The sequence below is a fragment of the Neogemmobacter tilapiae genome, assembly GCF_014652215.1.
Lineage (GTDB): Bacteria > Pseudomonadota > Alphaproteobacteria > Rhodobacterales > Rhodobacteraceae > Neogemmobacter > Neogemmobacter tilapiae.
The window spans coordinates 224,840-251,335 of record NZ_BMYJ01000001.1; the positions used below are offsets into that span (position 1 = coordinate 224,840).

Here is a 26,496-nt window from a genome sequence, read left to right on the forward strand (position 1 = left end):
AGACAAAGACCGAGGGAAACCGCCATGGCTCATGCCAAGAACCACGACTATCACGTCTTGCCACCGTCGATTTGGCCCTTCGCGGGGGCGATCAGCGCCATCGTGATGCTGGCCGGGGCCGTGGCCGGGATGCATTGGTCCCCCGCCGAGGGGCAAGAGGTCACCGGCATCGTCTGGTTTGTTCTGGCCTATAAATGGTTCCTCATCGGCCTGTTGATGGTGCTTTATGTCATGTTCGGCTGGTGGTCGGATGTGGTGACAGAAAGCCAGGCCGGCGATCATACCCCGGTGGTGCGGATCGGCCTGCGCTATGGGTTCATCATGTTCATCATGTCCGAAGTGATGTTCTTCGTGGCATGGTTCTGGGCCTTCTTCAAAAACGCGCTCTATCCGATGGGGCCGCAAAGCCCGGCGATTGACGGCGTCTGGCCGCCGGTGGGGATTGAAACCTTTGACCCCTGGCACCTGCCGCTGATCAACACTCTGATCCTGCTGTGCTCGGGCTGTGCCGCCACTTGGGCGCACCACGCGCTGGCGCATGAGAATAACCGCAAGGATCTGGTCAACGGCTTGATCTTGGCGATTGTTCTGGGCCTGATCTTCACTGTCTTCCAGATCTACGAATACAGCCATGCCGCCTTTACGCTGGGCAAGGATGCGGTCGCTGAAAACTCGATCTATCCGTCGACCTTCTTCCTCGCGACCGGCTTTCATGGTTTCCACGTTCTGGTGGGCACGATCTTTCTGGCCATCTGCTTGGCCCGCGCATTGAAGGGCCATTTCACGCCAGAACGCCATATCGGCTTTGAAGCTGCCGCTTGGTATTGGCACTTTGTCGACGTGGTTTGGCTGTTCCTTTTCGCCTCGATCTACGTCTGGGGCCGCTGATCTACGATGTCTTGAACTTTCGGGCGCGGGGTGGTCAAACACCCCGCGTCTTGCGTTGAAAGGGCCACCGTGCGTCGTCTGATCCTTCCCCTGCTGTTCGGCCTTTGCGGCGCGGCTGTGCTGATTGGGCTGGGCGTCTGGCAATTGCAGAGGCTGGAATGGAAGGAAACCGTTCTGGCAGCCATGGCGGCCCGCATCGGTGGCCCGCCTATCCCCCTGCCCGAAACGCCCGAAAAGACTCGCGACAATTATCAGACGGTCACGCTGACGGGCCGTTTCCTGCCGGGGCATCTGGACGTCATGTCCGGCCAGAAACTGGTCGGCCCCGGTTTCCGCGTGATCGCCCCCTTTGAAACCGAGGAGGGGCGGCGGGTGATGGTGGACCGTGGCTTTGTCCCCGATGCCGAACGCAAGACGCCAAGAACCGGCGCAGGTGTCACCGAAATCAGCGGCAACCTGCTTTGGCCCGACGATGCCGACAGCTATACCCCCGCCCCGAACCTGACCGAAAACCTCTGGTTCGCCCGCGATGTGGTGACGATGGCCAAGGCTTTGAACACGGAACCGGTGCTGATCGTGGCCTTCACCGACACGGGTGAGGGTGTTTCCCCCGTTCCCGTCGATACGATGTCGGTGCCGAACAACCATTTCCAATACGCCATGACATGGTTTTCCTTGGCGCTTGTCTGGTTGGGGATGACAGTCTTCTGGCTTCGGCGTATGGCTTTGCGGATCAATTGACGGCGGTATGATGCGTTACATCTCGACCCGGGGCGCGGCCCCTTCCCTGACCTTCGGCGAAGCGATGATGACGGGCCTTGCCCGTGATGGTGGGCTTTATGTGCCCGAGACGATTCCTCATATCTCACCGGACCAAATCGCCGCACTGGTGGGGCAATCCTATGAGGATATCGCTTTTGCCGTGATGCGCCCCTATATCGGGGATCTTTTCACCGATGCCGAATTCAAGGGCTTGATTGCCAAGGCCTATGCAGGTTTCGGCCACATGGCCCGCGCGCCGCTGAAACAATTGGCGCCGAACCATTTCCTGCTGGAGCTGTTCCACGGCCCGACGCTGGCTTTCAAAGATTTTGCCATGCAGCTCATCGGCCAGATGATGCAGGCGGCCCTTGCGAAATCGGGCGAACGGATCACCATCGTGGGGGCGACCAGCGGCGATACGGGTTCGGCGGCGATAGAGGCGTTCAAGGGTCTGGCGAACGTCGATGTCTTTATCCTGTTCCCCCATGGCCGCGTTTCGGAAGTGCAGCGCAGGCAGATGACAACACCGGATGCCGCGAACATCCATGCGCTGGCGATTGACGGGACGTTTGACGATGCCCAAGCGCGGCTGAAGGATATGTTCAACGACTTTGCCTTCCGCGATGGTGTGCGGCTGGCGGGGGTCAATTCGATCAACTGGGCGCGGGTTCTGGCGCAGGTCGTCTATTACTTCAGCGCCGCCGTTTCGCTGGGCGCGCCGCATCGCAAGGTGTCGTTCACTGTGCCCACCGGCAATTTCGGCGACATCTTCGCAGGCTATATTGCCCGCCAGATGGGCCTGCCCATTGAAAAGCTGGTGATTGCCACGAACCAAAACGACATACTGCACCGCGCGCTTTCCACGGGCGATTATCGCCCCGATGGCGTCGTTCCTTCGATCAGCCCTTCGATGGATATTCAGGTTTCTTCCAACTTTGAACGCGCGCTGTTCGATGCCTATGGTCGCGACGGCAAGGCGATTGCCGCACTGATGGACGATCTGAAAGCGGGCGCGTTCCACATTTCCCAAGGCGCGCTGGAAACGCTGCGCGCGACCTTTGCGTCGGGCCGCTGTTCCGAAAGCGAAACGCAAGACACCATCCGCCAGACCCTGAACGACAGTGCGGAACTCCTTTGCCCGCATTCGGCCGTGGGCGTCTATGTGGCGCAGGATCATCTGGGTGCAACCCCGATGATCACCTTGGCTACCGCCCACCCTGCGAAATTCCCCGATGCGGTGGAACAGGCCAGCGGGTTGCGCCCCGCCCTTCCGCCCCGCATGGCCGATATGATGACCAAACCCGAACGCGTGACCCGCGTGCCGAATGACCTTGCCGCCTTGCAGGCGCTGGTTCGTGAAAGGATTGCCCGTTGACCATCCGTCTGGATACATTGCCCAACGGCCTGCGGGTCGTGACCGAACATATGCCGGGGCTTTTGTCGGCGTCCGTTGGCGTCTGGGTTCTGGCCGGTGGGCGGCACGAGGCGGCCGAGCAAAACGGCATCGCGCATTTTCTGGAACATATGGCCTTTAAGGGCACGAAAACCCGCAGCCCCCTGCAGATTGCCGAAGCGATCGAGGATGTGGGCGGCTATATCAACGCCTATACGTCGAAAGAAATGACCGCCTATTACGCCCGCGTCTTGTCTGGCGATGTCGCGCTGGCCTTGGATGTGATTTCCGACATCGTGCTGAACCCGGTCTTTGCGAAAAAAGAAATCGAAACCGAGCGCCATGTGATCCTGCAAGAAATCGGGCAGGCTTTGGACACGCCCGACGACATCATCTTTGACTGGCTGCAAGAGGTGTCCTATCCCGACCAACCCTTTGGCCGCACGATCCTTGGGCCAGAGGAACGCGTCGCGGGTTTCACAAAGGCGGACCTGCAACGCTTTGTTGCGGAAAACTATGGTCCCGGTCAGATGATCGTCGCGGCAGCGGGTGGGGTCGATCACGACACGATCCTTGCGCAGGTGAAGGAAATCTTTGGCGATCTGAAGCCCAAGGCGCAACCCGGTCTGGCCCCCGCCCGCTTTGCCGGGGGCGAACGGCGGACGGTCAAAGATCTGGAACAAGCCCATTTTGCGCTGGCCTTTGATGCGCCGAACTATCGCGCCCCCGATGTCTATGCCGCGCAAGTCTATTCCACGGCGATGGGCGGCGGCATGTCCTCGCGCCTATTCCAGAAAATCCGTGAGGAACGTGGGCTTTGCTACACGATCTTTGCGCAGGCTGCGGCCTATGAAGATACCGGGCAAATGACGATTTACGCGGGAACGTCGGGGGAAGAGGTCGCAGAATTGACCCAACTGACCTTGGACGAACTGAAACGCGCCGCCGAGGATATGTCCGAGGCCGAAGTGGCCCGCGCCCGTGCGCAGATCAAGGCGGGGATGCTGATGGGGTTGGAAAGCCCCTCAAGCCGCGCCGAACGCATTGCACGCCTGCTGGCGATCTGGGGGCGTATCCCCGACATCTCTGAGGCGGTCGAAAAGATTGACGCGGTGGGTGTCGAACAGGTGCGCGCCTATGCCGGGGCCTTGCTGTCCGCAGGTTCGGCGCTGGCGCTTTATGGGCCGGTTGAAAAGGCCCCTGACCTTGATCTGATCAAGGCGCGGCTGGCCGCGTGACATGCTGGGTCTTCGCCGCGTCACCCGTCTTCGGATCGAAACGCAGCGCATGACGCTGCGCCTGCCCGATCATGGCGATTTCAATGATTGGGCCTCTTTGCGCGACCATTCCGCCGATTTCCTGATTCCATGGGAACCGTCGCGCTCCAACGACCATCTGTCGCGCAAATCCTTTACCAACCGCGTCTATTGGGCAACCCGCGCCGAACAGCAAGGCACCGCCCTGCCCCTGATGATGATCCGCCGCGCCGATGATCAACTGATCGGGGCGATCACCTTGGACAACATCCGCCGTGGCCCGGTGCAGGCGGGGACTTTGGGCTATTGGATCGGCCAGCCCTTTGCCCGCCAAGGCTTTATGCGCGAAGCGATCCTGGGCGTCGTCCACCATGCCTTTACCGCACTGGACCTCAGCCGGATTGAGGCTGCGTGCCTGCCGGAAAACGCCCCCAGCCGGGGTGTGTTGGAAAAATGCGGCTTCAAATACGAAGGTGTGGCGCAAAGCTATTTGCAAATCAACGGCCGCTGGCGCAACCATGTGCTTTACGCCAATCTTCGGGGTGATCGGCGGGGCCGAACGGATGTGGGCTAAGGCCCTTTCTTTTGGCGCAGCAAACCCCATCTTAGACCCATGCTTTGGCTGATCCTGACCCTTGTTGCGACGGTGGCAATCGCCCTTGTGACCCACCCGATGAAGGTGGCGGCGACCTTGCAGCATCTGAAAGACAACAGCCGCCGGATGGACGACCCCGATCTGATGGCGCGTGTCCAGCTTTTGGCTGAAGCGATGGATATCGCCGCCATTCCCGTGCGGATTTATGAGGTGGATCCGATCAACGCCTTGGCCGCCCCTGATGGACAGGTCTATATCACACGCGGTTTCATGCAGGCCTATCGTTCGGGCAAGGTTTCCGCCGATGAACTGGCGGGCGTCGTTGCGCATGAATTGGGCCATGTGGCCCTAGGGCATGGCCGCAAACGGATGATCGACATGACGGGGCAAAGCGCCCTTTTTATGGTGTTGCAAGTCGTGCTTTTGCGGTTCGTGCCCTTCGTGGGCTTCTGGATCGCAGGAATCTTGACGCAAGCCATCGGTGCCCATCTGTCGCGCAAGGCGGAACATGAGGCCGATGCCTATGCGACAGCCCTGATGCTGAAATCCGGCATCGGGACCGAGGCGCAAAAGTCGATGTTCCGCAAACTGGGCAGTCTTACGGGCAATGCAAGGCCACCCGCCTGGGCCGCAAGCCACCCCGCACCCGAAACCCGGATCGCAGAAGTCGACGCGCGCGAAAGGCGCTGGGGCATCAAGGCCTAGGCCCCGACCGCCTTGCCCAATTTGTGCAAACGCAGGCGTTTCAGCAGGCCTTTCAGACCCACCTCCTCCCCCGCCCTTGCACTGGCCGCCGCCCGCACGCGTTCCAACACGGCGTTCACCTGATCCGGCGCGCCAGACCACAATTCCCACAGAAACCCATCCGGATCACGCCGTTCCACGCCTTCACTGGCCAGCAGTCCACGCGGAAAATCAGCGGCATTATAGGTCAATATCGCATCCGCATGGCCCGCAATCGCCACGGCCAGAACATGGGCATCGTTCATATCGGGCAGGACAAGCCGCTGTTCCACGCCAGGTGCCGCAGGCAAAAGCGCCCGTGGAAAGGCCGCGTTCAGCCGCGCCGCATCCTGCCGCGCCTCTTGCTCATCCAAAGGCCCGCGCTTTCGAACCGCCCGCGCCCATTCTTCCAGAATGCGGTCCGACCACAAAGGTTGATACAGACCCTCAGCCGCCACGCCCGCCAAGATCCCCCGCAAAAGCGGCGGATACAGAACGCAGGCGTCTAAGACGACTTTCAACCGTCCAGCCGGAAGAACAGCGATTTCAGATAACCGCCTTCGGCCAGCTGCGGCAGGATCGGATGGTCCGGCCCGGCAAAGCCGGTGTGGATCAGTTGCGACCGCCGCCCGGCCCGCCCAATGCCCCGCGCACTGGCATTGCGGAACGAGGACAGATCCGCCGCATGGGAACAGGAACAGCAGACCAGATAGCCCCCCGGTGCAACCAGCAAAGCCGCCAGTCGCGCCACCCGTTCATAGGCCCGCAACCCCGCCTCCAACGCCGGTTTCGCAGGCGCAAAGGCCGGTGGATCGCAGATCACCAGATCGAATTCCGCGCCTTCCGCCGCCAAAGCCTCCAGCACCTCAAACGCATCGCCTTGCCGCGTGTCGAAACGATCGGCCAGACCGCTGGCTTCTGCCCCCCGCCGCGCCAGTTCCAGCGCGGGCGCGCTGGCATCGACGGCCAGCGCCGAATTCGCCCCGCCCGCCAAAGCCGCCAAGGCAAAGCCGCCCACATGGCTGAACATGTCCAGCACCCGCGCGCCTTTGGCCAAACGCGCCGTCAGCGCATGGTTCGGCCGCTGATCGTAAAACAGCCCCGTCTTCTGCCCGCCCAACAGGTCGGCCATATATGTGGCCCCGTTCATCGGCACGGGCACAGGCCCGCCGACCAAACCATCCAGCACCACGGTTTCCTCGGGCAAACCTTCAAGCCCCCGCGAACGGCCCGTGCCGTTTTTCACAACAGTATCGACGCCCGTCACCGATTTCAGCGCCGCCACCAGCGCCGACAGATGGATTTCCACCCAAGCCGCATTCGGCTGCACCACGGCCACTGGCCCGAAACGGTCGATCACCATGCCCGGCAATCCATCCGCCTCGGCATGCACCAGTCGGTAGAACGGCTGATCAAACAGCCGCTCCCGCAGGGCCAAAGCCACCCGCAGACGCGCCGCGAACCAATCTTCGTTGATCTCGGCGTCCGGGTTGCGGTCTAGAACCCGCGCGATGATCTTGGATTTGGTGTTCACCGTCACCAGACCCAGGGGCCGCCGCTCGACATCCTCCAGCACCGCCAGCGCCCCCGGCAGCAACGCCTGAGTCCGCCGGTCCGTCACCAGCTCATCCGCATAGACCCAAGGGAATCCGTGCCGGATCGCCCGGGCCTCGGCCTTGGGTTTCAAACGCACCACGGGGCGCGCATTCGGGCGGGCGGCGTCATCGCCATTCTGATCATGATCGTTCATGCCCCGCCCATAGCGCCAATGGATGCAACCGAAAAGCCCTTGCTTGGTTTTCCCCCGGCAAAGGGCTATTTTCAACTTATGCGCCGACAAGGCCGCTTCATCACTTGTTAGCGCTAACAGGCCCTGCTACATTGTCCGCGAACCGCAGGAGAAGCCCCATGTCGCTGAACCCCACGATTGACCGCGTGACCGACCGGATCCGCGAAAGGTCCGAACCCATGCGCAGCGCTTACCTCGCGCGGATGCGGGCGGCCCGCGATGAAGGTCCGGCGCGGGCGCATTTGTCTTGCGGCAATCAGGCCCATGCCTATGCGGCGATGGGGGCGGACAAGGCCACGCTCATGGCCGACCGCGCCCCGAATATCGGCATTGTGACGGCCTACAACGATATGCTTTCCGCGCACCAACCCTATGAGGCCTATCCCGCCCTGATCCGTGAGGCGGCGCGGAAACATGGGGCGACGGCCCAGGTGGCGGGCGGCGTGCCCGCCATGTGCGACGGGGTGACGCAGGGTCGCGCGGGCATGGAACTGTCGCTGTTTTCCCGCGACGTGATCGCCTTGGCGGCAGGTGTTTCGCTGTCGCACAACACCTATGATTCGTCGCTTTATCTGGGCGTCTGCGACAAGATCGTTCCCGGCCTGATCATGGCGGCGGCGACCTTTGGGCATCTTCCGGCGGTGTTTGTGCCCGCTGGGCCGATGACCTCTGGCCTGCCGAACGATGAAAAATCCAAGGTGCGTAATGCTTTTGCGAATGGAGAGGTCGGGCGAGAGGCGCTGATGGCCGCCGAAATGGCCAGCTATCACGGGCCGGGCACCTGCACCTTTTATGGCACGGCGAACACCAATCAGATGCTGATGGAATTCATGGGTCTGCATCTGCCCGGCGCCTCCTTTGTGAACCCCAATACCCCCCTGCGCGACGCCTTGACGCTGGCCGCTGTCGAACGCGCTGCGCATATCAGCGCCTTGGGCAATGACTATCGTCCGGCGGGCGAAATTCTGGACGAACGCGCCTTTGTGAATGGTGTGGTCGGGCTGATGGCCACGGGCGGTTCGACAAACCTTGTGCTGCATTTGCCCGCGATGGCCCGCGCCGCAGGGATCGACCTGACTTTGGACGATTTCGATGCCCTGTCCGACGTCGTGCCGCTGATGGCCAAGGTCTATCCGAACGGTCTGGCCGATGTGAACCATTTCCACGCGGCCGGTGGTCTGTCCTTCATGATTGGGCAGTTGCTGGATCAGGGGCTTTTGCACCCCGATGCGAAAACCATCGCGGGCGAAGGGCTGTCGCATTACCGGCAAGAACCGAAACTGCGCGACGGCGTGCTGGTTTGGGAGGATGGCGCGGCGGATACGCTGAACGACAAGATCCTGCGCCCTGCGGCCACCCCTTTTGCGGCGACGGGCGGGTTGAAACTGCTGAACGGCAATCTGGGCACGGGAATCATCAAAATTTCTGCCGTGGCCCCCGAACGCCATGTGATCGAGGCCCCTGCCCGCGTCTTCCACACGCAAGAGGCGGTGAAAGCGGCTTTCAAGGCGGGTGAGTTTACCGGTGATACGGTCGTCGTGGTCCGCTTCCAGGGGCCGCAGGCCAACGGGATGCCGGAACTGCATTCGCTGACGCCCATGATGTCGGTCTTGCAGGACAAGGGTTACAAGATGGCCCTTGTCACCGATGGCCGCATGTCGGGTGCCTCCGGCAAAGTCCCCGCCGCGATCCATGTCAGTCCCGAGGCAGCGGCAGGTGGCCCCTTGGCCCGCGTGCAGGACGGCGATATTCTGCGGCTCGATGCCACCAAGGGCACGCTGGAAATTCTGACCCCCGGCTTTGACGCCCGCACGCCCGTTCAGGCCGACCTTACCGCCAACGCCTTCGGCATGGGCCGCGAATTGTTCGATGTCTTCCGCCGCAATGTCGGCCCCGCCAGCGCCGGGGCGGCGGTCGTCGTCTGACCCTTGCCCTTTCATCCGGCCTGACATACCGCTTTCAAGACCCACACAACCAAAGGAACCGCCATGACCCCCGAACAGCAAAGCGCGAAAGCCCGCGAAATCTGTGCCTTGGCCCCGGTGGTTCCGGTTCTTGTCATCCATGACGTCGCCCATGCCAAACCCTTGGCAAAAGCCTTGGTCGCCGGTGGCCTGCCCGCCTTGGAAGTAACGCTGCGCACCCCCGCCGCGCTGGACGTGATCCGCGCGATGGCCGAGGTTGAAGGCGGCGTTGTTGGGGCAGGCACGCTGCTGACCCCCGCCGATGTCAAGGCCGCGAAAGCCGCTGGCGCGCAATTCGGCGTGGCTCCGGGCGCGACCGACCGCCTGATCGGCGCTTGTGAGGATGAAGGTCTGCCCCTGCTGGCCGGGGCCGTGACGGCATCCGAGGTTATGACCCTGCTGGAAAAGGGCTTCACCATGGCGAAATTCTTCCCGGCTGAAACCAGTGGCGGTGCGGCGGCCTTGAAAGCGCTCGGCGCACCCCTGCCGCAGATGACCTTTTGCCCCACCGGCGGCATCAGCCCCGACAATGTGGCAAGCTACCTTTCCCTTTCCAACGTCGCCTGCGTCGGCGGAAGCTGGGTCGCCCCCAAGGGCCTGATGGAAAAGGGCGATTGGGCCCGCATCACCGAACTGGCCCACGCCGCCGCGGCTTTGCCACGCTAACGTCGCGGCAGGCCGGTCCAAACCCCATCAGACTGCGGCCTGCACCGCCGAAACGATGCCATCAACCACTTCGGTCAACAGCGCATCGTCCTCGCATTCCGCCATCACCCGGATCAGGGGCTCTGTCCCTGATTTGCGGATCAACAAACGCCCCTTACCCACCAGCCGCGCTTCGGCCTCGGCCACCACGGCCTTGACCTCGGCCGCCTCCATCGGGGTCATACCCGCGCCAAAGCGCACGTTCTTTAGCATCTGCGGCACGGGCACGAACTGGCGGCTCAGCGCATCAGCCGTTTGTCCCGTCCGCACCATTTCCGCCAGAAATTGCAAGCCTGCAATCAGCCCATCGCCCGTCGTCGCATAATCCGTCATCACGATATGGCCGGACTGTTCGCCCCCCAGATTGAACCCACCGCGCCGCATGGTTTCCACCACATAGCGGTCGCCGACGGCGGTGCGTTCCAGCCCGATCCCCTGCCCGCCCAGCCAGCGTTCCAGCCCCAGGTTCGACATCACCGTCGCCACCAGCTTGCCGCCGCGCAAGCGCCCTTCAGCCGCCCAACGGCTGGCCAAAAGCCCCATGATTTGGTCGCCGTCTGCCACCTGGCCCCGCTGGTCCAGAATCATCACCCGGTCGGCATCGCCGTCCAGACAAATCCCCATATCCGCCCCATGCGCCACCACTGCCTCGGCTGCCGTCTGGGTGTGGGTCGATCCGCAATTCAGGTTGATGTTCGTGCCATTGGGCGAAACCCCCACCTGGATCACCTCGGCCCCCAATTCCCAAAGCACCTCGGGCGCAGCCCTATAGGCGGCCCCGTTGGCGCAATCGATCACCACCTTCAACCCGTCCAGCCGCAGGCCCGAAGGGAAGGTCGATTTCACCCGTTCCACATAGCGAAAACGCCCGTCGTCAATCCGCTTGGCCCGGCCAATCTGTTCCGGCTCGGCCAAGGCCATCTCACCCTCGACCAGCGCCTCAATCTCCGCTTCGGCCTCATCCGACAGCTTGAAACCGTCAGGGCCAAAGAATTTGATGCCGTTGTCCTGATGCGGGTTGTGGCTGGCGGAAATCATCACCCCCAGATCGGCCCGCATGGAATGCGTCAGGAAACCCACAGCAGGCGTCGGCACGGGCCCCAAAAGCAAGACGTTCATGCCCGTCGAGGTCAGCCCCGCCGTCAGGGCGTTTTCCAGCATATAGCCCGAAAGCCGCGTGTCCTTGCCAATGACCACCCGATGCGCCGCCGAGCCTTCGCGTCGGAAAAACCGCCCCGCCGCCGCGCCCAAACGCAGGGCCATTTCCGCCGTCATCGGATATTGGTTGGCCCGTCCCCGAACCCCATCCGTCCCGAACAATTTGCGCGTCATTGGCCCATCCCCGTTACCGCTTGCCACAGGCGCAGGGCCTGTCGCGTCATTCCCACATCATGCACGCGCAAAATTTGCGCCCCCTGCATCACCCCGGCCAAGGCCACAGCCACTGACCCCGGCGCGCGACGGTCGGCGTCGGCCTCTTGCGCGATGGTTCCAATGAACCGCTTGCGCGACACGCCCAAAAGAAGGGGGCAACCCAGCCCGTGAAACAGCGACAACCGCTCCAGCAGCGCCAGATTATGCGCCAGCGTCTTGCCAAAACCGATGCCGGGATCGACGATGATCCGGCCCCGCGCGATCCCCGCCTGTTCGGCAAAGGCGATCCGTTCGGCCAGATGGTCATAAACATCCAGCAGCACATCGCCATAGCGCGGATCGTCCTGCATATCCTGCGGCGTGCCCTGCGCATGCATCAGGCAAACCGGCCAATCACCCGCCGCCAAAACCCCTGCCATCGCCGGGTCATGCCCCAGCGCTGACACGTCATTCACCATCGCGGCCTCGGCCGCCAATCCCGCCTTCGCAACCGCAGCCTTGCGTGTGTCCAGACTGACCGGGGCCAAAGCCTGCACCGCCTGAACCACAGGCAGAATGCGCGCGACCTCCTCAGCCTCGGGCACAAAGGCCGCGCCGGGACGGGTGCTTTCGCCCCCCACGTCGATGATCTCGGCCCCTTCGCCGATCAGTTCAAGCACATGCCCCACCGCGTGGGCCGCATCGAGATAACGCCCGCCGTCGGAAAAACTGTCCGGCGTCACGTTCAGAATGCCCATCAGACGCGGCGCGTCCATCGACAGGCCCACCACATCCGCCCGCTTTGCCGTCAACCGCTCCCGCCACTCAGCGGGCAAATCCGCCACGGGCAAAATGCGCGGTGCCTGCCCGCGCTGCAAAAGCTCTACCTGCGAAAACCATGACCATCCCCCGGCCAAGGGCAGCGCTCCCTCGGGCCGTGCCACGTCACAGATTGGAATCGGGCGAAAATACTCCATCGCCACGGGTTAGGCCCTTCGCCCGCTTCGGGCAAGCCCGCCGGATCAGGCCGCCCTAAAGGGCACGCGGCTTTCCGCGCGCAGCGTTACAGGCCCGTGAATGACCAAAGCCCGCGCTTTCAGATGTTCCGCCAGCCAAAGTGCCAGTTCCTGCCCATCCGCCCCTTTCGGCGCATCGGCATGGTCCAGCACCAGTTTCGACGGGGCCCAAACGATCACCCGCCCCCGCCGCAAGGCCCAGTCAATTTCTGTGGCGCTTTCCACCACCACGCAACGCCCATCCCGCGCGGCCAAAACCCAAGCGTTCTGCTCCATCGCCAAAAGATCGACCCGCCGCTGCGTCAGCGCATTTCCTGTCACCGGACGCAAACCCTCCGGCATCCCCACGCACAAGGCCAAAGGCGCACCCTGCCCCACCAGCGCATCAATCCGCGCCGAAAGATCGGCGGCGCCGATTGTATCATTGTCCAGATAGGTGATCAGCGGTGCGGGCGGCGCTTCCTCGGGTGCTGATGCCGCCTCGCCCTTACGCCGCTCAATCTCCACCCCCAGCGCATAGGGCCCGACATCCAGCTTTTCGATCCGCAGGAACAGCCGACGCGCCTGCGGTTCCGCCAAAATCCGCGCAGCCACCCCTTCCGCCAGGGTCTCCAGCAGGTTCAAACGCCCCGCCGCCAGTTCCGCCGCAATCGCCTCGGTGATCCTGTCATAAGACAGGATCCGGTCCACGTCATCCTCCAGCGGCTGATCATAGCCCGCCAGTTCGACAACGACATTGAAACGCAACCGTTGCTGACGCCCGCGTTCGCCCTGAAACGCCCCAATATCGGCGCTAACGATATGATCGCGCAACGAAATGCGGTCGGCTGCGGCTGGCAGCCGATCTTCCGGATGGGCGAAGGCCCCGCTTTGATCCATGGCCCTCACCGCCCCCTGCTTGCGCCACCCTCGTAGCGCAGCCAAAGAACGGCGTCACCACCGGATACGACGCAAAGCAGCCCTCAGCGCCCTCATCTTTTTAGCCGAGTGTCGCGCTCACGCCCCTGGCTGGCGATAAAACAGATGCGCACCAATCTGCGCCGTTTTCGGGAAACGCTTGCTCCAGCCGGGACGCACCCGTTTCGTGTGGAAATGCGTCGCCCCATCGGTCAGGCGCCGCTCTGCCCCGTCCAGCATCAACCGCGCGATCCGCCCGGCCTGCAAAGCCGCATCCTTTTCCCGCATCTTCACCCGCCCATCGCAGGCAAAGCTGAACTGGCAGGCTCCACGACCGCCCTGATGCACCACACCGCAGACCGTCCGCGGATACAGCGCACTGTCACGACGGTTCAGGATCACTTCCGCCACAGCGAACTGACCCTCAATTTCCTCGCCCCGCGATTCAAAATACAGCGCTTGGGTCAGGCATTGCCATTCCTCGTCGCCCTCTGCCTTGGGCAGGCTGTTCACCCAGGCCTCGTCATAGCGCAGATTCTGCTCAGCGGCTTTCCAGACCAGCGGGGCCACCATGTCCCCCGCCGCATCGGCCAGAAGAGCCACCTTCTGTTGGGCACTATCCAGCCACTCTGCCGGTGCCTTCGACGCCCCTGCCGCAGAGAAAAAACCAGCCGCTGCCACCAAGGCCATCGCCCCGGCGGTTGCCCGCACACTTTTCAAGATCATTCACATGCTCGGTCTTGTTGCCGTTGGTCCCGCAACTTTCCCCACCCGGGAACCGCTTTGGAACGCGGCTGAATTGGACCTGCCCCCGCATGGGGTCAAACCCATGTGGCCGAAATCACACGATTTTTGGCGAAATTCCGCCGAATCAGTCGGCGTTATTCCGCCGCCGCAGAAGATTGTTGCGGGCGCCCCGCCGCCTCAGCACGCAAATTGCGCCCGCGCAGCGCCAGATGGGCCGCCGCCAGCCGTGCCTGCGGCACGCGATAGGGCGAGCAGGACACGTAATCGAACCCCGCTTGACGGCAGAAATCAATCGACTCCGGGTTGCCCCCATGTTCGCCACAAACCGAAAGCGTCAGATCGCCCCGCGTCTTGCGACCGCGTTCTGCTCCGATCAGCAGCAGTTCCCCCACACCTTCGACATCCAGAATGTGGAACGGGTCTTCGGTAAAGACCCCCTGCCGCACATAGGTGTTCATGAACCGGCCCGCATCATCGCGCGACAATCCATAGGTCATCTGGGTCAGGTCATTCGTGCCGAACGACAGGAACGCCGCATGTTGCGCAATCTCGCCCGCCCGCAGCGCGGCCCGTGGCGTTTCGACCATCACGCCCAGCTTATAGTCAAAACTGGCCCCCGTCTGCGTCCGCACCGCTGCGGCCAGTTGGTCAATGCGGGTTTTCACCAATTCCACCTCACGCCGGGCCGAAACCAGCGGAATCATAATTTCCGGGACCACGGGGCTGCCCTGCCTTGCAGCCTCCACCGTCGCCTCGAAAATCGCGCGCGCCTGCATGTCATAGATTTCGGGCAACACGACCCCCAGCCGCACCCCCCGCATCCCCAGCATCGGGTTCACTTCCGAAAGGGCCTCGGCTCGCCGTGTCACATCGGACAGGGGTTTGTCCAACGCCTCGGCCAGATCGCGCAGGCCTTCGCGGCTTTGCGGCAGGAATTCGTGCAAGGGCGGGTCGAACAGCCGGATGCAGACGGGTTGCCCCTGCATGATGCTGAACAACTCCGTGAAATCCGCCCGTTGCATCGGCAAAAGCAGGGCCAAAGCCGCCGCCCGATCCTGCGCCGTATCAGCAAAGATCATCTCGCGCATGACGACCAGACGGTCCGCATCAAAGAACATATGCTCCGTCCGGCAAAGGCCGATGCCTTCCGCCTTAAAGGCCCGCGCCGTCCGCGCGTCGGATGGCGTATCCGCATTGGCGCGAATACCGATATCGCGCACCCGGTCGGCCCAGCCCAGCAAAGTCTGAAAACTGTCGTCCTGCCCCGGCGGCAGCATATCCACCACGCCGGCCAAAGCCTCACCCGTGGTGCCATCCACCGTGATCCGCTCGCCCTCGCGGAATTTGCGGCCGTCCGGCGTCGTCAAAAGCCCCAGCCGCGCATCGATCCGCAGGTCAGACGCCCCGACGATACAGGGCAGCCCCAACCCCCGCGCAATCACCGCCGCATGGCTGGTCATGCCCCCGCGTTCGGTCAACACCCCCGCCGCCGAATGCATCCCGCGAATATCTTCGGGTGCGGTCTCACGCTTCACCAGAATGCAAGACTCGCCCCTTGCCGCCAAAGTCTGCGCTTCGGTCGAGGAAAATACCAGAACGCCCGTCGCAGCCCCCGGACTGGCGGCAATCCCCTTGACCAGCACATCGCGTGGCCCACGCGGATCGACCTGCATGTGCAAAAGTTCGGCCAGCGAGCGGGGCTCGACACGCATCACGGCCTCTTCTTCGGAAATCACCCCATCATTCGCCAAGGCCACCGCAATCCTCAGATTGGCCCGCGCCGAACGCGGCACCCGCACGGCATCAATCACCGCCAGATTGCCATCTTCGATGGTGAATTCGATCTGCATCTCTTCGCGCAAACCCTTGCGGCAGATCGCCCCATAGCGCAGCAAATCGGCAAAGATGTCGGGGGCCGCCTCTTCCAACGAAGCCCCCCGCTTGTCGCGCGTCAGATAAATGGCCTCTGTCCGCCGCAGGGCATCGCGCCCCTGCGACTGCGACAAATAGCGCCCGGTGATCTGCGGCAGACCCAAAAGCGGATCAACGAACTGAATGACCCCCGCGCCCGACAGTCCCTGCCCGAAACCTTGGGCCATCTCCTGCACGATCAGCCCCAAACCCGCCCCGTCCGGCGCGCCCTTGGCCTGCCGCAACAGCCGCGCCGAAGTGCCCTCCCAGGCCCGCGCCATCGACCGCAAGACTTCCGACAATTGGCGCCCCGGATCTTGTGGAAAGGGTTCGTCCATCTCGTCTTCGTAGCGCCGCAGCGCCTCGGCCAAAGCCTCGGCCTTGGGTGCAGGGCTGGCGAACATATCCGGGTCCAGCCGCGCCACGTTCACCGCATAGCCCTGCACGAAACGCAGATACATCGCATCCGCTGCCGCCTGCCCATGGCTTTGCGTCAACTGCGCGTGGCGTTCAGCATTCAGCCCCACATTCAAAACCGTCGCAGGCCCGCCCCAAGCCGGATTTTCCGGGCTCGGTCGAACCGAGACGAGGGCGCCAGAGCCAAAAAGCGCCAAGAGGCCAGTATTATTAAGCTTTTTCCCCGCCGCGATCGCCCGAACGGTCGAAAAAGGCAATGCAACGGTGTGGGGGACAGGCATTTCCAACCGGATCAGCCGTTGCAGACATTTTGCCCGCCAGCCATGCGTCGCCGCTGCGATTTTCGCAGTCATGGTTGCTTCGGTGAAATCCATGGCCATCGGCTCTTGCTGCACTGCGGCGATCCTCCCTTCGCGCAGCATAGTCCGATTGATCCGTCACGCAAGCATGATGATGGAAGCCGTTGAATTTCCGTTCAGATATCGGGCGCTTCGTTCAATCCAAGCGCCTCTTGCAACCAGCCCTGCAACCGCGCTCGGTTCACCCCCCAATCCCTCGGGCCGAACCTTTGGCGGGCATAAAGACACAGGGTTTCGCCATCTGGCATCACTTGCGCGGTGGTGTAGTCGGGAAATCCCCAGATCAGGCTGCGGCTGACCCAAGTGATCCGCCCCTCACTGGCCACCAGTTGCTGCGTGCGTGGGCTTGCGAGGGCCACTTTGTCCAACTTGGCCAAGGTCGCCAGAGCTGGCCCCGCTGGGGTATAGCGGTGGCCGGGTTCCATACAGGCCAAGGTCGAATGCGCTCTTGCCTGAAAATCCGCCGCCGCCAGATCGACATGCCAATCCGCCGGATCGCTGGGCAACAGCCGGATCATGGCCCCCGCGCCCAAGATCAGCAGGACAGCGAAGGCCAGAAACCGTTTCATCTTTGGGTCTTGGCCCAATGGTAAAGGCAGATCAATTCATGCGCGACATGGGCGCCGGCGATGGCGGTCGCGCCGGTGGTGTCATAGGGGGGCGAGACTTCGACGACATCCCCGCCGACCATGTTCACCCCCGCCAGTTCGCGCAGGATCGCTGCCGCTTGCCAGGAATGCAGGCCTCCCCAGACCGGGGTTCCGGTGCCGGGCGCGACCGAGGGGTCAAGGCAATCGATGTCAAAGGTCAGATAGGTGGGATGGTCGCCGACGATGCCCTTGGCCCGCTCCACCACCCAATCCACGCCTTTTTCGTGGACCAGCCGCGCGTCGATCACGTTCACGCCGAGATAATCCTCGGTCATCGTCCGGATGCCGATCTGGACCGAACGTGAGGGGTCGATCAGGCCCAGCTTCACGGCCTTGTAAAGGAATGTCCCGTGATCGATCCGTTCCATGTCATCGTCCACCCACAGGTCGGAGTGGGCGTCGAAGTGGATCACTGCGAGGGGGCCGAACTTGGCGGCGTAGGCGCGCAGGATGGGCAGGGTGATGAAATGATCACCGCCAAGGGTGATCGTGCCCGCCCCCGCCGCCAGAATCTTCGCGATATGGGCGGTCAGCGTGGCGGGGAATTCGCTGGTCTTGGCGTAGTCAAAGGCGAGGTCGCCGTAGTCGACGATGGCCATTTCTTCCAGCGGGTTCGTGGGCCAGCCGTAGGGCGGGTCGAAGGGTTGCAGGCTGGAGGCCTCACGGATCGCGCGGGGGCCGAAACGGGCGCCGGTGCGGTGGGTGACGGCCTGATCGAAGGGGACGCCGGTGATCGCCAGATCGACCCCCATCAGGTCTTTCGTATAGGTCCGCCGCAGGAAGGAGGTTGCCCCGCCGAAGGCGTTTTCAAAGGCCAAGCCGCGCAGGCCGGGGCGGGTGAAGGCGGTGTCTACCTGAGTTTTGGCATCTTCGAGGGCCATGATCGCTCGCAAGGAAAGGTTCGCGGGCGTCGTTGTCGGGGCCGGAGACAACCCTGATCCGGCCCATCCAGATTGAGCAAGCCGAGGGCGAAGGTCAAGCCCTGCCCCGAGGAAACAGATTTCACGCGTGAAAAGCACTATAACAAATTGATATATAATATCTATTCATTATTATGAATATTAAAACGCCCAGCAGTCGCCCTGCGATGCCAAGGCTTGCCCCGTGGCGACATGCCACCTAAAACAGTGACATGCGCCTTGTCCTGATCCTTTGCCTGTTGCCCCTGCCTGCCGTTGCGGATGCGGCATGGACGGCGGAAAAATGCAGCCGTTATGCCCGCGCTTGGGACCAGTTGGCCGAAACACCCGATCTTTCCCCCGCTTTCACCGATGCCCAGAATGCGTTCATCGCGCGGGGCTGTCAGCCACCGCGCGATGTTTGTCCCGGCTCTGCCGCCGATCTGGAAACCGCCGACCTTTTGTCCTTGATGGCCGTGGCCGAAGGAATGGCGGGTTCCTTTCTGCCCTTTGCCTGCGATTAGGCCATCACCGGCGCGCGCAGGATTTCGCCCCTAAGCCCCACGGCCAATATCACCGCGCCGACGCCCATCAGAATGACGGCCATCACCTCAAATGCGCCTGCCAGTCCGAACAGCGCGATCAGGGGGGCCGAGATCAGCGGCGAGGCGAATTGCCCGGCGAAAAAGGCCGTCGTCAGCAGGCCCGAGGCCCGGCCCCGCAGATCGGCCGGCACAAAGGCCATGAAGAAAGTGGTGTAGTTCGGCATGGATGGCCCCATGCCGATGCCCATCAGCAAAGACCCGACCAACAGCGTGACCGGCCCCGTCGCCAAGGCCATCACCACCAGTGCTGCGCCCATGATCACATAGGACAGGCCAAAGACCGCGGTGGCCGACAGATAGCGGCGGATGCGGCCATAGTTCAGCGCGCCGGGGATCGAGGCAAGCGTCATCGCCGCCATGATCGCCGCCATTAGCATGGGGTTTGTCACCCCCTTTTCGGCCATCAGGAATGGGCCACGGGTGGGCAGCACATAGAACATCGCCATGAAGAAAAAGCCCAAAGGCGCCGTCACGCCAAAGGCGGCCCAAGGAAAGCGGCTGTCGCTTTTGGCCCGCGACAGCGTGGCGCGTTCCGCCTTGCGCGCGGCAATCGCCCGCGCGTGGGGTTGCAAGGCTGCGACCGCCAGCAAAGCCACGGGCAAGACCAGCGCATAGACCGCGAAAGCGCCGCGCCAGTGCAGCGCGGCCAAAGCGCCGCCCGCCAGCATCACCACGATGCCGCCGCCCGACATGGCCGCCCCCTGCCAGCCCAGAAACCGCGCCCGCGCTGGCCCCTGCCAAAGGTCAGCGCCCCAAGTCATGCCCAGCGTCATGGTGCCCGCGACGCCCAGACCCAGAATGAAACGGCCAATCAACATGCCTTGCAGGCTGTCCACCCAGAGGCCGGACGTGCCGCCGATGGCATAAAGCAGCGCCGAAACGATCAGCAGGGTCTGGCGGTTGAAGCGGTCCACCATCCAGCCCATTGCCCCCGCCGACAACACGATGGCCAGCGACGGCAGCGAAAGCAGCAGGCCCGACAGGGTTTCAATGCCGTCAACATCGGCATAATGCTCCTTGAGCCCCGGTAGCGAAGGCGAAATGGTGGCATTGGCCATGATGGTCAGCGCCGAAAGCATCAAAACAGAAGCGGTGACAAGCCGCCCCGGAACGGGAGGATGATCGGTCATTGGATTGTCCAGATTTGGAAACTTGCTTGACGTTTCATGTCTCACAATTCAAATTGATGGACAAGACAGCAATTCGTGAACGGATAATCCACAATCATGCATAATGACCTTGACCTGCCCGCCCTGCGCGCCTTTCGGACCGTGGTGCGCGAAGGATCGTTTTCCAATGCCGCGCTGGCGCTGCGGATGCCCAAATCGACAGTTTCCAAGAAAGTGGCCGATCTGGAAATGAATCTGGGGGTGCGGCTGATCGAACGATCAACGCGCCAGTTGCGGGTGACGGCGGAGGGGGAGGTTCTGGCGGCGCGGGCGGAACGCCTTTTGTCCGAGGCCGAGGATATTCGCCGTGCCTTGGGCGAACAGGGCGGCGCGCCCAAGGGGCATCTGCGCATTGCGGTGCCGCAGGCGATGGGCGACATGCTGATGGGGCCGATTGCGGCGCGGTTTCTGGCGGCCTATCCGGACATTTCGCTGGAAATGCATTTCATGGACCGCCCGGCGAACCTGTTGGAGGAAGGCTTCGACGGGGCCTTGCGGCATATGTATGAAGAGGACGGCAGCCATGCGGCCAAGGTGATGCTGCGGGCCTATGCGGTGTTTGTGGCGCATCCTGCTGTCGCCTCGGCACTGGACCTGCAACATCCGATGGATCTGGTCGACGTGCCGTTGATCGGAAAATCCGCAGGCTGGAACAATGGGTTGCAACTGGAGAATGGCTTGCAGCGGACGGTGCTGAACGTCAAGCCGCGGCTGGCGTTGGGGTCTTTCCTGTCGATGCGCGATGCGGCGATTGCCGGGGCGGGGGTGGCGATCCTGCCGATTCCCTTTGCCCTGCCCGACCTGCATGAAGGGCGGCTGGTGCGCGTGCTGTCCGACTGGCGGACACCGCAGAAAGAGCTGACCTTTGTCTATCCCTCGGCGCAGTCGGTGACGGCGCGGCTGCGGGTGTTCATGGATTTCCTGCAAGAGGAACTGGCGCTTTACGACATTCAGGAGTGACAGCGGCACAGGGCGCTGGGGCATCGGATCGGTGGATCAAGGCCCCGGCTCGGCGGTCGGGGCGATGATGCGCCTATTCCGCGGCTTGGGCCTGCTCTGCCTCAATCTGCGCGGCCTTTTCCTCGACCAGCTCGACGATGTGATCGACCATCTGGTCATTGGTCATCTTGTGGGCCTGCTTGCCCGCCAGATAGACCATGCCGGACCCTGCCCCGCCGCCGGTAAAGCCGATGTCGGTCATCAGCGCCTCGCCCGGGCCATTCACCACGCAGCCGATGATGGAGAGCGACAGGCTGGTCGTCACATGGGCCAAGCGATCCTCCAGTGCGGCGACGGTTTTGATCACGTCAAAGCCTTGGCGGGCGCAAGAGGGGCAGGAAATGATGGTGACGCCGCGATGGCGCAGGCCGAGGGATTTCAGGATTTCAAAGCCGACCTTGACCTCTTCGACCGGGTCTGCGGAAAGCGAGACGCGAATGGTGTCGCCGATGCCCATCCATAGGAGGTTGCCCAGACCGATGGCGGATTTGACGGTGCCGCTGACAAGGCCCCCCGCCTCGGTGATGCCCAGATGGATGGGGGCATCGGTGGCTTCGGCCAGTTTTTGATAGGCGGCGGCGGCGAGGAAGACATCGGAGGCTTTCACCGAGATTTTGAATTCGTGAAAGTCGTTATCCTGCAAGAGTTTGATATGGTCCATGCCCGATTCGACCATGGCATCGGGGCAAGGTTCGCCGTATTTTTCCAAGAGGTGGCGTTCGAGGGAACCGGCGTTGACGCCGATGCGGATGGAACAGCCGTGGTCTTTGGCGGCTTTGACAACCTCGGCCACGCGTTTGGCGTCGCCGATATTGCCGGGATTGATGCGCAGACAGGCGGCGCCAGCCTCGGCGGCCTCAATCGCGCGTTTGTAGTGGAAGTGGATGTCGGCGACGATGGGAACGGGGCTTTCGGCCACGATTTCGCGCAGGGCGCGGGTGCTTTCGACATCGGGGGTAGAGACGCGGACGATATCGGCCCCGGCGATGGCGCAGCGCTGGATCTGTTCGATGGTGGCGGCGATGTCGGTGGTGAGGGTGTTCGTCATGGTCTGGACAGAGATGGGGGCATCGCCGCCGACCAGAACCTTGCCCACGCGAATCTGGCGGGAGGGGCGGCGGTAGATGTTTTTCCAGGGACGGACGTGGTTCAGCGACATGGGAGACCCGATGTGATTGGCTGAGCCTTGCTAGCTTATGCCGGGCCCGGCGGCAACGCCCGGCCCGAAGATGTGATCATTCGGCCGGGGCGTCGGGGGCGATGACGTCGGAGGCGTCGGCGACAGCCTGGACAGCCTTTTGCAGTTCGGCATCGCTGGACAGATCGACGGCGGCGTAGGTTTCGGTCACGGCGTCCACCGAGAGCGGCACGTTTTTGGCCACCCGTCCGTCGGTCGCCACGGGACCATAGGTCGTGTCGCCGATCATGAAATAGGTGGCACCGGAATTGCCTGCTTTCAGCAACGCAGCTTCTTCCAGTTGCGGGACGACATAACTTTGGCCGGCGTCCAGCGTTTCACTGAACAGAATGGTTCCGTCAGGGGCCTTGACCTCGACCCACGAGGGGCGCGCGGCCACAATCGTCACGACTTTTGGCTTTTCAACCACCTGCGGAGCTTCGGGGCCCATGGCTTCGGCCAAGGCCTGATCGACGGCGCTTTCGCCTTCTGCGGGCGTCGCAGCGCCCGCCATCCGGCCCGGATCAATCGCGGCAATCGGCCCATCACGCGGCACAACAATCGGCTCAGCCAGCGGATCAGGGCGGTCCAGCCGGGTCACGCGGCCATCGGCCACGTTCGCATCCGGCGCGGTCAGGCTGATGCCGCCCACCGGGTCAATATCGGCCACCACAACGGGTGGCTGTTCCACCGGCGCGATTTGCACACGCTGCACTTCCTGCAGAACGGTCCAGCCGCCGTAACCAAGCCCGCCAATCAGCCCCAGCAGCACCAGCACCGAACCCACCGCCGCAGGTTCCACCCGCGACAGCCAGCTTTCGCTGCGCGGCACAAAGCTGGCATTCGGGTCAGCGAAGGGATCGCGCACCTCGGCCCCCAAGGGCGGGCGCGTCTTGTTCGCCGGAGCGGCCGCCGCCGACGACATGCCATGCGCGATTTCAAAATCGGCTTCGGCACAGAATTGATGAAAGGCCGCGTCGGCATCCATGCCCAGATAACGCGCATAGGAACGCACATAGCCCGCCACAAAGCCGGGGCTTTCAAAGGCCGAAATGTCGCAATTTTCGATGGCGGCGATATAGGTCGCCTTGATCTTGAGTTCACGCTGCACATCCAGCAGCGACTTGCCCAGCGTGGCGCGTTCGCCCCGCATCAGGTCGCCAAGGCGAAGCTCAAAATCATCGAAACCCTTGGGCGTTTCCGCCTCTGCAACCGAAGGTTTCGTCCTCCGCCAGATCATGCGCCTGTCCCGTGTTTTTTGTGGCAGCAAACGAGTCGTTCCCCACGACTCATTCCTGATCGTATTGGCCGGAAATTAGCACAGGGCAAGGCCCAATGCACCGCCGGAATCGATTAAGCCGCCCCTTCGGCGCGATTCAGCGCACAATGGCCCCAAAGTGCATCCAAAGCGTTCACCAATTCATTGATCAGACGCACATCATGCTGCGGCGAGGGCGTGAAACGCAGGCGTTCCGTTCCGCGCGGCACGGTGGGGAAATTGATCGGCTGCACATAGATGCCGAAACGATCCAGCAGCATGTCGGACAGCATCTTGCAGTGCACCGGATCGCCGATATGCACCGGCACGATATGGGTGCCGTGATCATCCACCGGCATCCCCAGCGCCCGCAGCCGCATTTTGAGCAGTTTGGCATGGGCCTGCTGGGCATCGCGCAGATGCTGCGCGCCCTTCACAATCCGCACCGATTCTGCTGCGCCTGCCGCAATGGCCGGCGGGATCGAGGTGGTAAAGATAAAGCCCGGCGCATAGGACCGGATGGCATCGACCATCTTGGCGCTGGCCGCGATGTACCCCCCCATCACGCCAAAGGCCTTGGCCAGCGTCGCATTGATGATGTCGATGCGCCCCATCAGCCCATCGCGTTCCGCCACCCCTGCCCCACGCGGACCATACATGCCCACAGCGTGAACCTCGTCGATATAGGTCAGCGCGCCAAATTCTTCGGCCAGTTCAACAATCTGCCGGATGGGGGCAATGTCGCCATCCATCGAATAGATCGATTCAAAGGCAATCAGCTTGGGCGCCGCCGGATCATCGGCCGCCATCAGCGCGCGCAGATGGGCCACATCATTGTGCCGGAAGATGCGCTTTTCGCCGCCACCGCGCCGGATACCTTCGATCATCGAGGCATGGTTCAAGGCGTCGGAATAAATGATCAACCCTGGGAACAGTTTTGGCAGGGTTGAAAGCGTGGCATCATTGGCGACAAAGGCGCTGGTAAAGACCAAGGCCGCCTCTTTGCCATGCAGATCGGCCAATTCCTGTTCCAGCGCGCGGTGGTGCAGCGTGGTGCCGGAAATGTTGCGCGTGCCGCCGGAACCTGCCCCGGCCGCATCAAGCGCATCTTTCATCGCGGCCAGAACCTGCGGATGCTGGCCCATGCCCAGATAGTCATTGCCGCACCAGACGGTGATCTCTTGCAGGCTGCCGTCGGGACGGCGGCGCGTGGCACGCGGGAAATGGCCCTGATGCCGTTCGATATCAATGAATGTCCGATAACGCCCTTCGTCATGCAGACGGTTCAGGGCGGCATCAAGGGCATTGTCAAAGTGCATCAGTCTCTCCCATCGGTCGGCTTGCCTTGCGGCTGGCGTCCTCGGTCTGCCACATGCCCTTGGCATCCACCTTGACCTGGGTCAAGTCCAAAGGCCGGATTTCCGACCTTTGGCCCGGCGGCCAATGCCCGGATTTCCCTGATATTACGCCTGATCTGCCGCTGCTGCATGGCAGGCTTGCGTCTCTTCACCCCAATGTGATCCCTTCCCCCGTCTTGGGTCGCCTGCTAGCCTGCGGCAAACGATAGGAGCGCCCATGGACCTGAACCCCATTCTTTCCCGCGTCGATGCCGATTTGCCCGCCGCGATGGACCGATTGCTGGAACTGCTGCGCATCCCGTCGATTTCGACCGATCCAGCCTTTGCCGAGGATTGCGCCCGTGCCGCAGACTGGCTGGTGGCGGATCTGCAATCCATCGGCTTTGCGGCATCAGCGCGCCCGACACCCGGCCATCCGATGGTGGTGGCGCATTATGATGGGCCCCCGGACAATTCAGGCCCGCATATTCTGTTCTATGGGCATTATGACGTGCAACCCGTTGATCCTTTGGATCTTTGGGATCGCGCGCCCTTTGACCCTGCGGTGGAGGAGACGGCCAAGGGGCCAGTGATCCGGGGGCGCGGTTCGGCGGATGACAAGGGCCAGTTGATGACCTTTATCGAGGCTTTCCGGGCGTGGAAGGCTGAAAAAGGCAGCCTGCCGTTCAAGATCACCGTGTTTCTGGAGGGGGAGGAGGAATCGGGTTCGCCGAGCCTGATCCCGTTCATGCGGGACAATGCCGCCGAATTGCGGGCCGATCTGGCGATGATCTGCGACACGGGGCTGTTTGAAAGCAAGGTGCCCGCGATTGTGACGATGCTGCGGGGGCTGTTGGGCGAGGAAATCACGATCCACGGGCCGAACAAGGATCTGCATTCGGGCATGTATGGCGGGGCCGCGATCAACCCGATCCGTGTGCTGAACAAGGTGCTGGCGAGCCTGCATGACGAGACCGGGCGGATTGCGATTCCGGGGTTTTATGATGGGGTGCGCGAGCTTTCGGATGAAATGCGGTCGCAATGGCAGTCTTTGGCCTTTGATCACGCGGCGTTTCTGGGGGATGTGGGTCTGTCGGTTCCGGCAGGGGAACAGGACCGGACGCCGCTGGAAATGCTGTGGTCGCGGCCGACGGCCGAGGTGAACGGGATTTGGGGCGGCTATATCGGGGCGGGGTCGAAAACTGTGCTGCCGGCCGAGGCCCATGCCAAGCTGACCTTCCGGCTGGTTCCGGGGCAGGATCCGCTGGACCTGCGGGAAAAATTCCGGGCGCATGTGCGGGCGCAATTGCCTGCGGATGTGACGGTGGAATTCCACGCGCATGGGGCCAGCCCGGCCGGGGAAATGACGGTGGATCACCCGGCGTTTCAGGCGACGCGGGCGGCTTTGTCCGAGGAATGGGGGCGTCCGGCGGCTTTCGTGGGTTGCGGCGGGTCGATCCCGATTGCGGGGTATTTCAAGACGGAACTGGGGATGGATGCGCTGCTGACCGGGTTCGGGCATGACGATGACCAGATTCATTCCCCGAATGAGAAATATGCGGTGGAAAGCTTCCACAAGGGAATCCGGTCCTGGGTGCGGGTTTTGGCGCGGCTGGCGGGGTGATTT

General features: G+C 62.7%; 24 protein-coding genes. 11 read left to right on the top strand and 13 right to left on the bottom strand.

The window, feature by feature from the left end; all coding sequences use genetic code 11:
- The first annotated feature begins 24 nt into the window (after nucleotides 1-24).
- From IE095_RS01225 to IE095_RS01250, 6 genes are all read left to right on the top strand, one after another.
- The gene (locus IE095_RS01225) at nucleotides 25-888 is read left to right on the top strand and encodes a cytochrome c oxidase subunit 3 (protein WP_189409633.1); all 864 of its coding nucleotides are present in this window, start codon (nucleotides 25-27) and stop codon (nucleotides 886-888) included.
- Between the two features lie 69 nt (nucleotides 889-957).
- Nucleotides 958-1,629 (top strand): SURF1 family protein, encoded by a 672-nt coding sequence (locus IE095_RS01230; RefSeq protein ID WP_189409634.1) that lies wholly within the window; start codon nucleotides 958-960, stop codon nucleotides 1,627-1,629.
- A 10-nt stretch (nucleotides 1,630-1,639) separates the two neighbouring features.
- Nucleotides 1,640-3,025, top strand: coding sequence for a threonine synthase (gene thrC / locus IE095_RS01235; protein ID WP_189410120.1), 1,386 nt, complete (start codon nucleotides 1,640-1,642; stop codon nucleotides 3,023-3,025).
- Complete coding sequence (locus IE095_RS01240) at nucleotides 3,022-4,281, top strand: M16 family metallopeptidase (RefSeq protein WP_189409636.1); 1,260 nt, start codon at nucleotides 3,022-3,024, stop codon at nucleotides 4,279-4,281. Before thrC ends, IE095_RS01240 begins: the two co-directional genes overlap by 4 nt.
- Nucleotide 4,282: 1 nt before the next feature.
- Entirely contained in the window at nucleotides 4,283-4,873 is a 591-nt protein-coding gene (locus tag IE095_RS01245; RefSeq protein ID WP_189409638.1) for a GNAT family N-acetyltransferase, read from the top strand.
- A 39-nt stretch (nucleotides 4,874-4,912) separates the two neighbouring features.
- The gene (locus IE095_RS01250) at nucleotides 4,913-5,599 is read left to right on the top strand and encodes a M48 family metallopeptidase (RefSeq protein WP_189409640.1); all 687 of its coding nucleotides are present in this window, start codon (nucleotides 4,913-4,915) and stop codon (nucleotides 5,597-5,599) included.
- Here IE095_RS01250 and IE095_RS01255 read toward each other — a convergent pair.
- Complete coding sequence (locus IE095_RS01255; protein WP_189409642.1) at nucleotides 5,596-6,138, bottom strand: RSP_2648 family PIN domain-containing protein; 543 nt, start codon at nucleotides 6,136-6,138, stop codon at nucleotides 5,596-5,598. The two genes, IE095_RS01250 and IE095_RS01255, sit on opposite strands and share 4 nt — an antisense overlap.
- Nucleotides 6,135-7,367, bottom strand: coding sequence for an RSP_2647 family RNA methyltransferase (locus IE095_RS01260; RefSeq protein WP_189409644.1), 1,233 nt, complete (start codon nucleotides 7,365-7,367; stop codon nucleotides 6,135-6,137). The genes IE095_RS01255 and IE095_RS01260 overlap by 4 nt, the downstream gene beginning before the upstream one ends.
- 158 nt (nucleotides 7,368-7,525) lie before the next feature.
- On the opposite strand from IE095_RS01260, the gene edd reads away from it, so the two are divergent.
- Together edd and eda are read left to right on the top strand one after the other, a co-directional pair.
- Nucleotides 7,526-9,331, top strand: coding sequence for a phosphogluconate dehydratase (gene edd, locus IE095_RS01265; protein ID WP_189409645.1), 1,806 nt, complete (start codon nucleotides 7,526-7,528; stop codon nucleotides 9,329-9,331).
- 63 nt (nucleotides 9,332-9,394) lie between these two features.
- Complete coding sequence (gene eda / locus IE095_RS01270) at nucleotides 9,395-10,036, top strand: bifunctional 4-hydroxy-2-oxoglutarate aldolase/2-dehydro-3-deoxy-phosphogluconate aldolase (RefSeq protein ID WP_189409646.1); 642 nt, start codon at nucleotides 9,395-9,397, stop codon at nucleotides 10,034-10,036.
- A 27-nt stretch (nucleotides 10,037-10,063) separates the two neighbouring features.
- Here eda and glmM read toward each other — a convergent pair whose 3' ends face one another.
- From glmM to speB, 7 genes are all read right to left on the bottom strand, one after another.
- A complete protein-coding gene (glmM, locus tag IE095_RS01275) occupies nucleotides 10,064-11,407 on the bottom strand; it encodes a phosphoglucosamine mutase (RefSeq protein ID WP_189409647.1) in 1,344 nt (447 codons plus the stop codon).
- The gene (gene folP / locus IE095_RS01280) at nucleotides 11,404-12,405 is read right to left on the bottom strand and encodes a dihydropteroate synthase (RefSeq protein ID WP_189409648.1); all 1,002 of its coding nucleotides are present in this window, start codon (nucleotides 12,403-12,405) and stop codon (nucleotides 11,404-11,406) included. Before folP ends, glmM begins: the two co-directional genes overlap by 4 nt.
- Nucleotides 12,406-12,450: 45 nt before the next feature.
- Complete coding sequence (locus IE095_RS01285) at nucleotides 12,451-13,323, bottom strand: dihydroneopterin aldolase (protein WP_189409649.1); 873 nt, start codon at nucleotides 13,321-13,323, stop codon at nucleotides 12,451-12,453.
- A 117-nt stretch (nucleotides 13,324-13,440) separates the two neighbouring features.
- Complete coding sequence (locus IE095_RS01290) at nucleotides 13,441-14,067, bottom strand: cell wall hydrolase (protein ID WP_189409651.1); 627 nt, start codon at nucleotides 14,065-14,067, stop codon at nucleotides 13,441-13,443.
- 155 nt (nucleotides 14,068-14,222) lie between these two features.
- On the bottom strand, nucleotides 14,223-16,838 hold the full coding sequence (locus IE095_RS01295) for a putative PEP-binding protein (RefSeq protein WP_373295386.1): 2,616 nt from the start codon (nucleotides 16,836-16,838) through the stop codon (nucleotides 14,223-14,225).
- A gap of 53 nt (nucleotides 16,839-16,891) precedes the next feature.
- Nucleotides 16,892-17,344 carry a DUF1499 domain-containing protein gene (locus tag IE095_RS01300; protein ID WP_189409652.1) on the bottom strand — a complete coding sequence of 151 codons (453 nt, stop codon included), beginning with the start codon at nucleotides 17,342-17,344 and terminating at the stop codon, nucleotides 16,892-16,894.
- Nucleotides 17,341-18,306 (bottom strand): agmatinase, encoded by a 966-nt coding sequence (speB, locus tag IE095_RS01305; RefSeq protein WP_189409653.1) that lies wholly within the window; start codon nucleotides 18,304-18,306, stop codon nucleotides 17,341-17,343. Before speB ends, IE095_RS01300 begins: the two co-directional genes overlap by 4 nt.
- A 251-nt stretch (nucleotides 18,307-18,557) precedes the next feature.
- Between speB and IE095_RS01310 the strand changes: the two genes are divergently transcribed.
- Nucleotides 18,558-18,848 (top strand): hypothetical protein, encoded by a 291-nt coding sequence (locus IE095_RS01310; RefSeq protein ID WP_189409654.1) that lies wholly within the window; start codon nucleotides 18,558-18,560, stop codon nucleotides 18,846-18,848.
- On the opposite strand, the gene IE095_RS01315 is transcribed toward IE095_RS01310, so the two are convergent.
- The gene (locus IE095_RS01315) at nucleotides 18,845-20,059 is read right to left on the bottom strand and encodes an MFS transporter (protein ID WP_189409655.1); all 1,215 of its coding nucleotides are present in this window, start codon (nucleotides 20,057-20,059) and stop codon (nucleotides 18,845-18,847) included. The genes IE095_RS01310 and IE095_RS01315 overlap by 4 nt on opposite strands.
- Before the next feature lie 96 nt (nucleotides 20,060-20,155).
- Between IE095_RS01315 and IE095_RS01320 the strand changes: the two genes are divergently transcribed.
- Nucleotides 20,156-21,058, top strand: coding sequence for a LysR family transcriptional regulator (locus tag IE095_RS01320; protein ID WP_189409656.1), 903 nt, complete (start codon nucleotides 20,156-20,158; stop codon nucleotides 21,056-21,058).
- 73 nt (nucleotides 21,059-21,131) lie between these two features.
- Here IE095_RS01320 and ispG read toward each other — a convergent pair whose 3' ends face one another.
- The 3 genes from ispG to hemA form a co-directional block, all read right to left on the bottom strand.
- The gene (gene ispG, locus IE095_RS01325) at nucleotides 21,132-22,256 is read right to left on the bottom strand and encodes a flavodoxin-dependent (E)-4-hydroxy-3-methylbut-2-enyl-diphosphate synthase (protein ID WP_189409657.1); all 1,125 of its coding nucleotides are present in this window, start codon (nucleotides 22,254-22,256) and stop codon (nucleotides 21,132-21,134) included.
- A 76-nt stretch (nucleotides 22,257-22,332) separates the two neighbouring features.
- Nucleotides 22,333-23,514, bottom strand: coding sequence for a helix-turn-helix domain-containing protein (locus IE095_RS01330; RefSeq protein WP_189409658.1), 1,182 nt, complete (start codon nucleotides 23,512-23,514; stop codon nucleotides 22,333-22,335).
- 113 nt (nucleotides 23,515-23,627) lie between these two features.
- A complete protein-coding gene (gene hemA / locus IE095_RS01335) occupies nucleotides 23,628-24,851 on the bottom strand; it encodes a 5-aminolevulinate synthase (protein ID WP_189409659.1) in 1,224 nt (407 codons plus the stop codon).
- 256 nt (nucleotides 24,852-25,107) lie between these two features.
- Between hemA and IE095_RS01340 the strand changes: the two genes are divergently transcribed.
- Nucleotides 25,108-26,493, top strand: a complete 1,386-nt coding sequence (locus tag IE095_RS01340; protein ID WP_189409661.1) for a M20/M25/M40 family metallo-hydrolase — start codon at nucleotides 25,108-25,110, stop codon at nucleotides 26,491-26,493.
- Nucleotides 26,494-26,496 lie beyond the last annotated feature (3 nt).

What these genes read in the sequence shown, in the direction of transcription:
- IE095_RS01225 (WP_189409633.1), top strand. Translation starts at nt 25, where the DNA reads ATGGCTCATGCCAAGAACCACGACTATCACGTCTTGCCACCGTCGATT.
- thrC (WP_189410120.1), top strand. Translation starts at nt 1,640, where the DNA reads ATGCGTTACATCTCGACCCGGGGCGCGGCCCCTTCCCTGACCTTCGGC.
- IE095_RS01245 (WP_189409638.1), top strand. Translation starts at nt 4,283, where the DNA reads ATGCTGGGTCTTCGCCGCGTCACCCGTCTTCGGATCGAAACGCAGCGC.
- IE095_RS01250 (WP_189409640.1), top strand. Translation starts at nt 4,913, where the DNA reads ATGCTTTGGCTGATCCTGACCCTTGTTGCGACGGTGGCAATCGCCCTT.
- IE095_RS01260 (WP_189409644.1), bottom strand. Translation starts at nt 7,367, where the DNA reads ATGAACGATCATGATCAGAATGGCGATGACGCCGCCCGCCCGAATGCG.
- edd (WP_189409645.1), top strand. Translation starts at nt 7,526, where the DNA reads ATGTCGCTGAACCCCACGATTGACCGCGTGACCGACCGGATCCGCGAA.
- eda (WP_189409646.1), top strand. Translation starts at nt 9,395, where the DNA reads ATGACCCCCGAACAGCAAAGCGCGAAAGCCCGCGAAATCTGTGCCTTG.
- glmM (WP_189409647.1), bottom strand. Translation starts at nt 11,407, where the DNA reads ATGACGCGCAAATTGTTCGGGACGGATGGGGTTCGGGGACGGGCCAAC.
- folP (WP_189409648.1), bottom strand. Translation starts at nt 12,405, where the DNA reads ATGGAGTATTTTCGCCCGATTCCAATCTGTGACGTGGCACGGCCCGAG.
- IE095_RS01285 (WP_189409649.1), bottom strand. Translation starts at nt 13,323, where the DNA reads ATGGATCAAAGCGGGGCCTTCGCCCATCCGGAAGATCGGCTGCCAGCC.
- IE095_RS01290 (WP_189409651.1), bottom strand. Translation starts at nt 14,067, where the DNA reads ATGATCTTGAAAAGTGTGCGGGCAACCGCCGGGGCGATGGCCTTGGTG.
- IE095_RS01295 (WP_373295386.1), bottom strand. Translation starts at nt 16,838, where the DNA reads ATGCTGCGCGAAGGGAGGATCGCCGCAGTGCAGCAAGAGCCGATGGCC.
- IE095_RS01300 (WP_189409652.1), bottom strand. Translation starts at nt 17,344, where the DNA reads ATGAAACGGTTTCTGGCCTTCGCTGTCCTGCTGATCTTGGGCGCGGGG.
- speB (WP_189409653.1), bottom strand. Translation starts at nt 18,306, where the DNA reads ATGGCCCTCGAAGATGCCAAAACTCAGGTAGACACCGCCTTCACCCGC.
- IE095_RS01310 (WP_189409654.1), top strand. Translation starts at nt 18,558, where the DNA reads ATGCGCCTTGTCCTGATCCTTTGCCTGTTGCCCCTGCCTGCCGTTGCG.
- IE095_RS01315 (WP_189409655.1), bottom strand. Translation starts at nt 20,059, where the DNA reads ATGACCGATCATCCTCCCGTTCCGGGGCGGCTTGTCACCGCTTCTGTT.
- IE095_RS01320 (WP_189409656.1), top strand. Translation starts at nt 20,156, where the DNA reads ATGCATAATGACCTTGACCTGCCCGCCCTGCGCGCCTTTCGGACCGTG.
- ispG (WP_189409657.1), bottom strand. Translation starts at nt 22,256, where the DNA reads ATGTCGCTGAACCACGTCCGTCCCTGGAAAAACATCTACCGCCGCCCC.
- IE095_RS01330 (WP_189409658.1), bottom strand. Translation starts at nt 23,514, where the DNA reads ATGATCTGGCGGAGGACGAAACCTTCGGTTGCAGAGGCGGAAACGCCC.
- hemA (WP_189409659.1), bottom strand. Translation starts at nt 24,851, where the DNA reads ATGCACTTTGACAATGCCCTTGATGCCGCCCTGAACCGTCTGCATGAC.
- IE095_RS01340 (WP_189409661.1), top strand. Translation starts at nt 25,108, where the DNA reads ATGGACCTGAACCCCATTCTTTCCCGCGTCGATGCCGATTTGCCCGCC.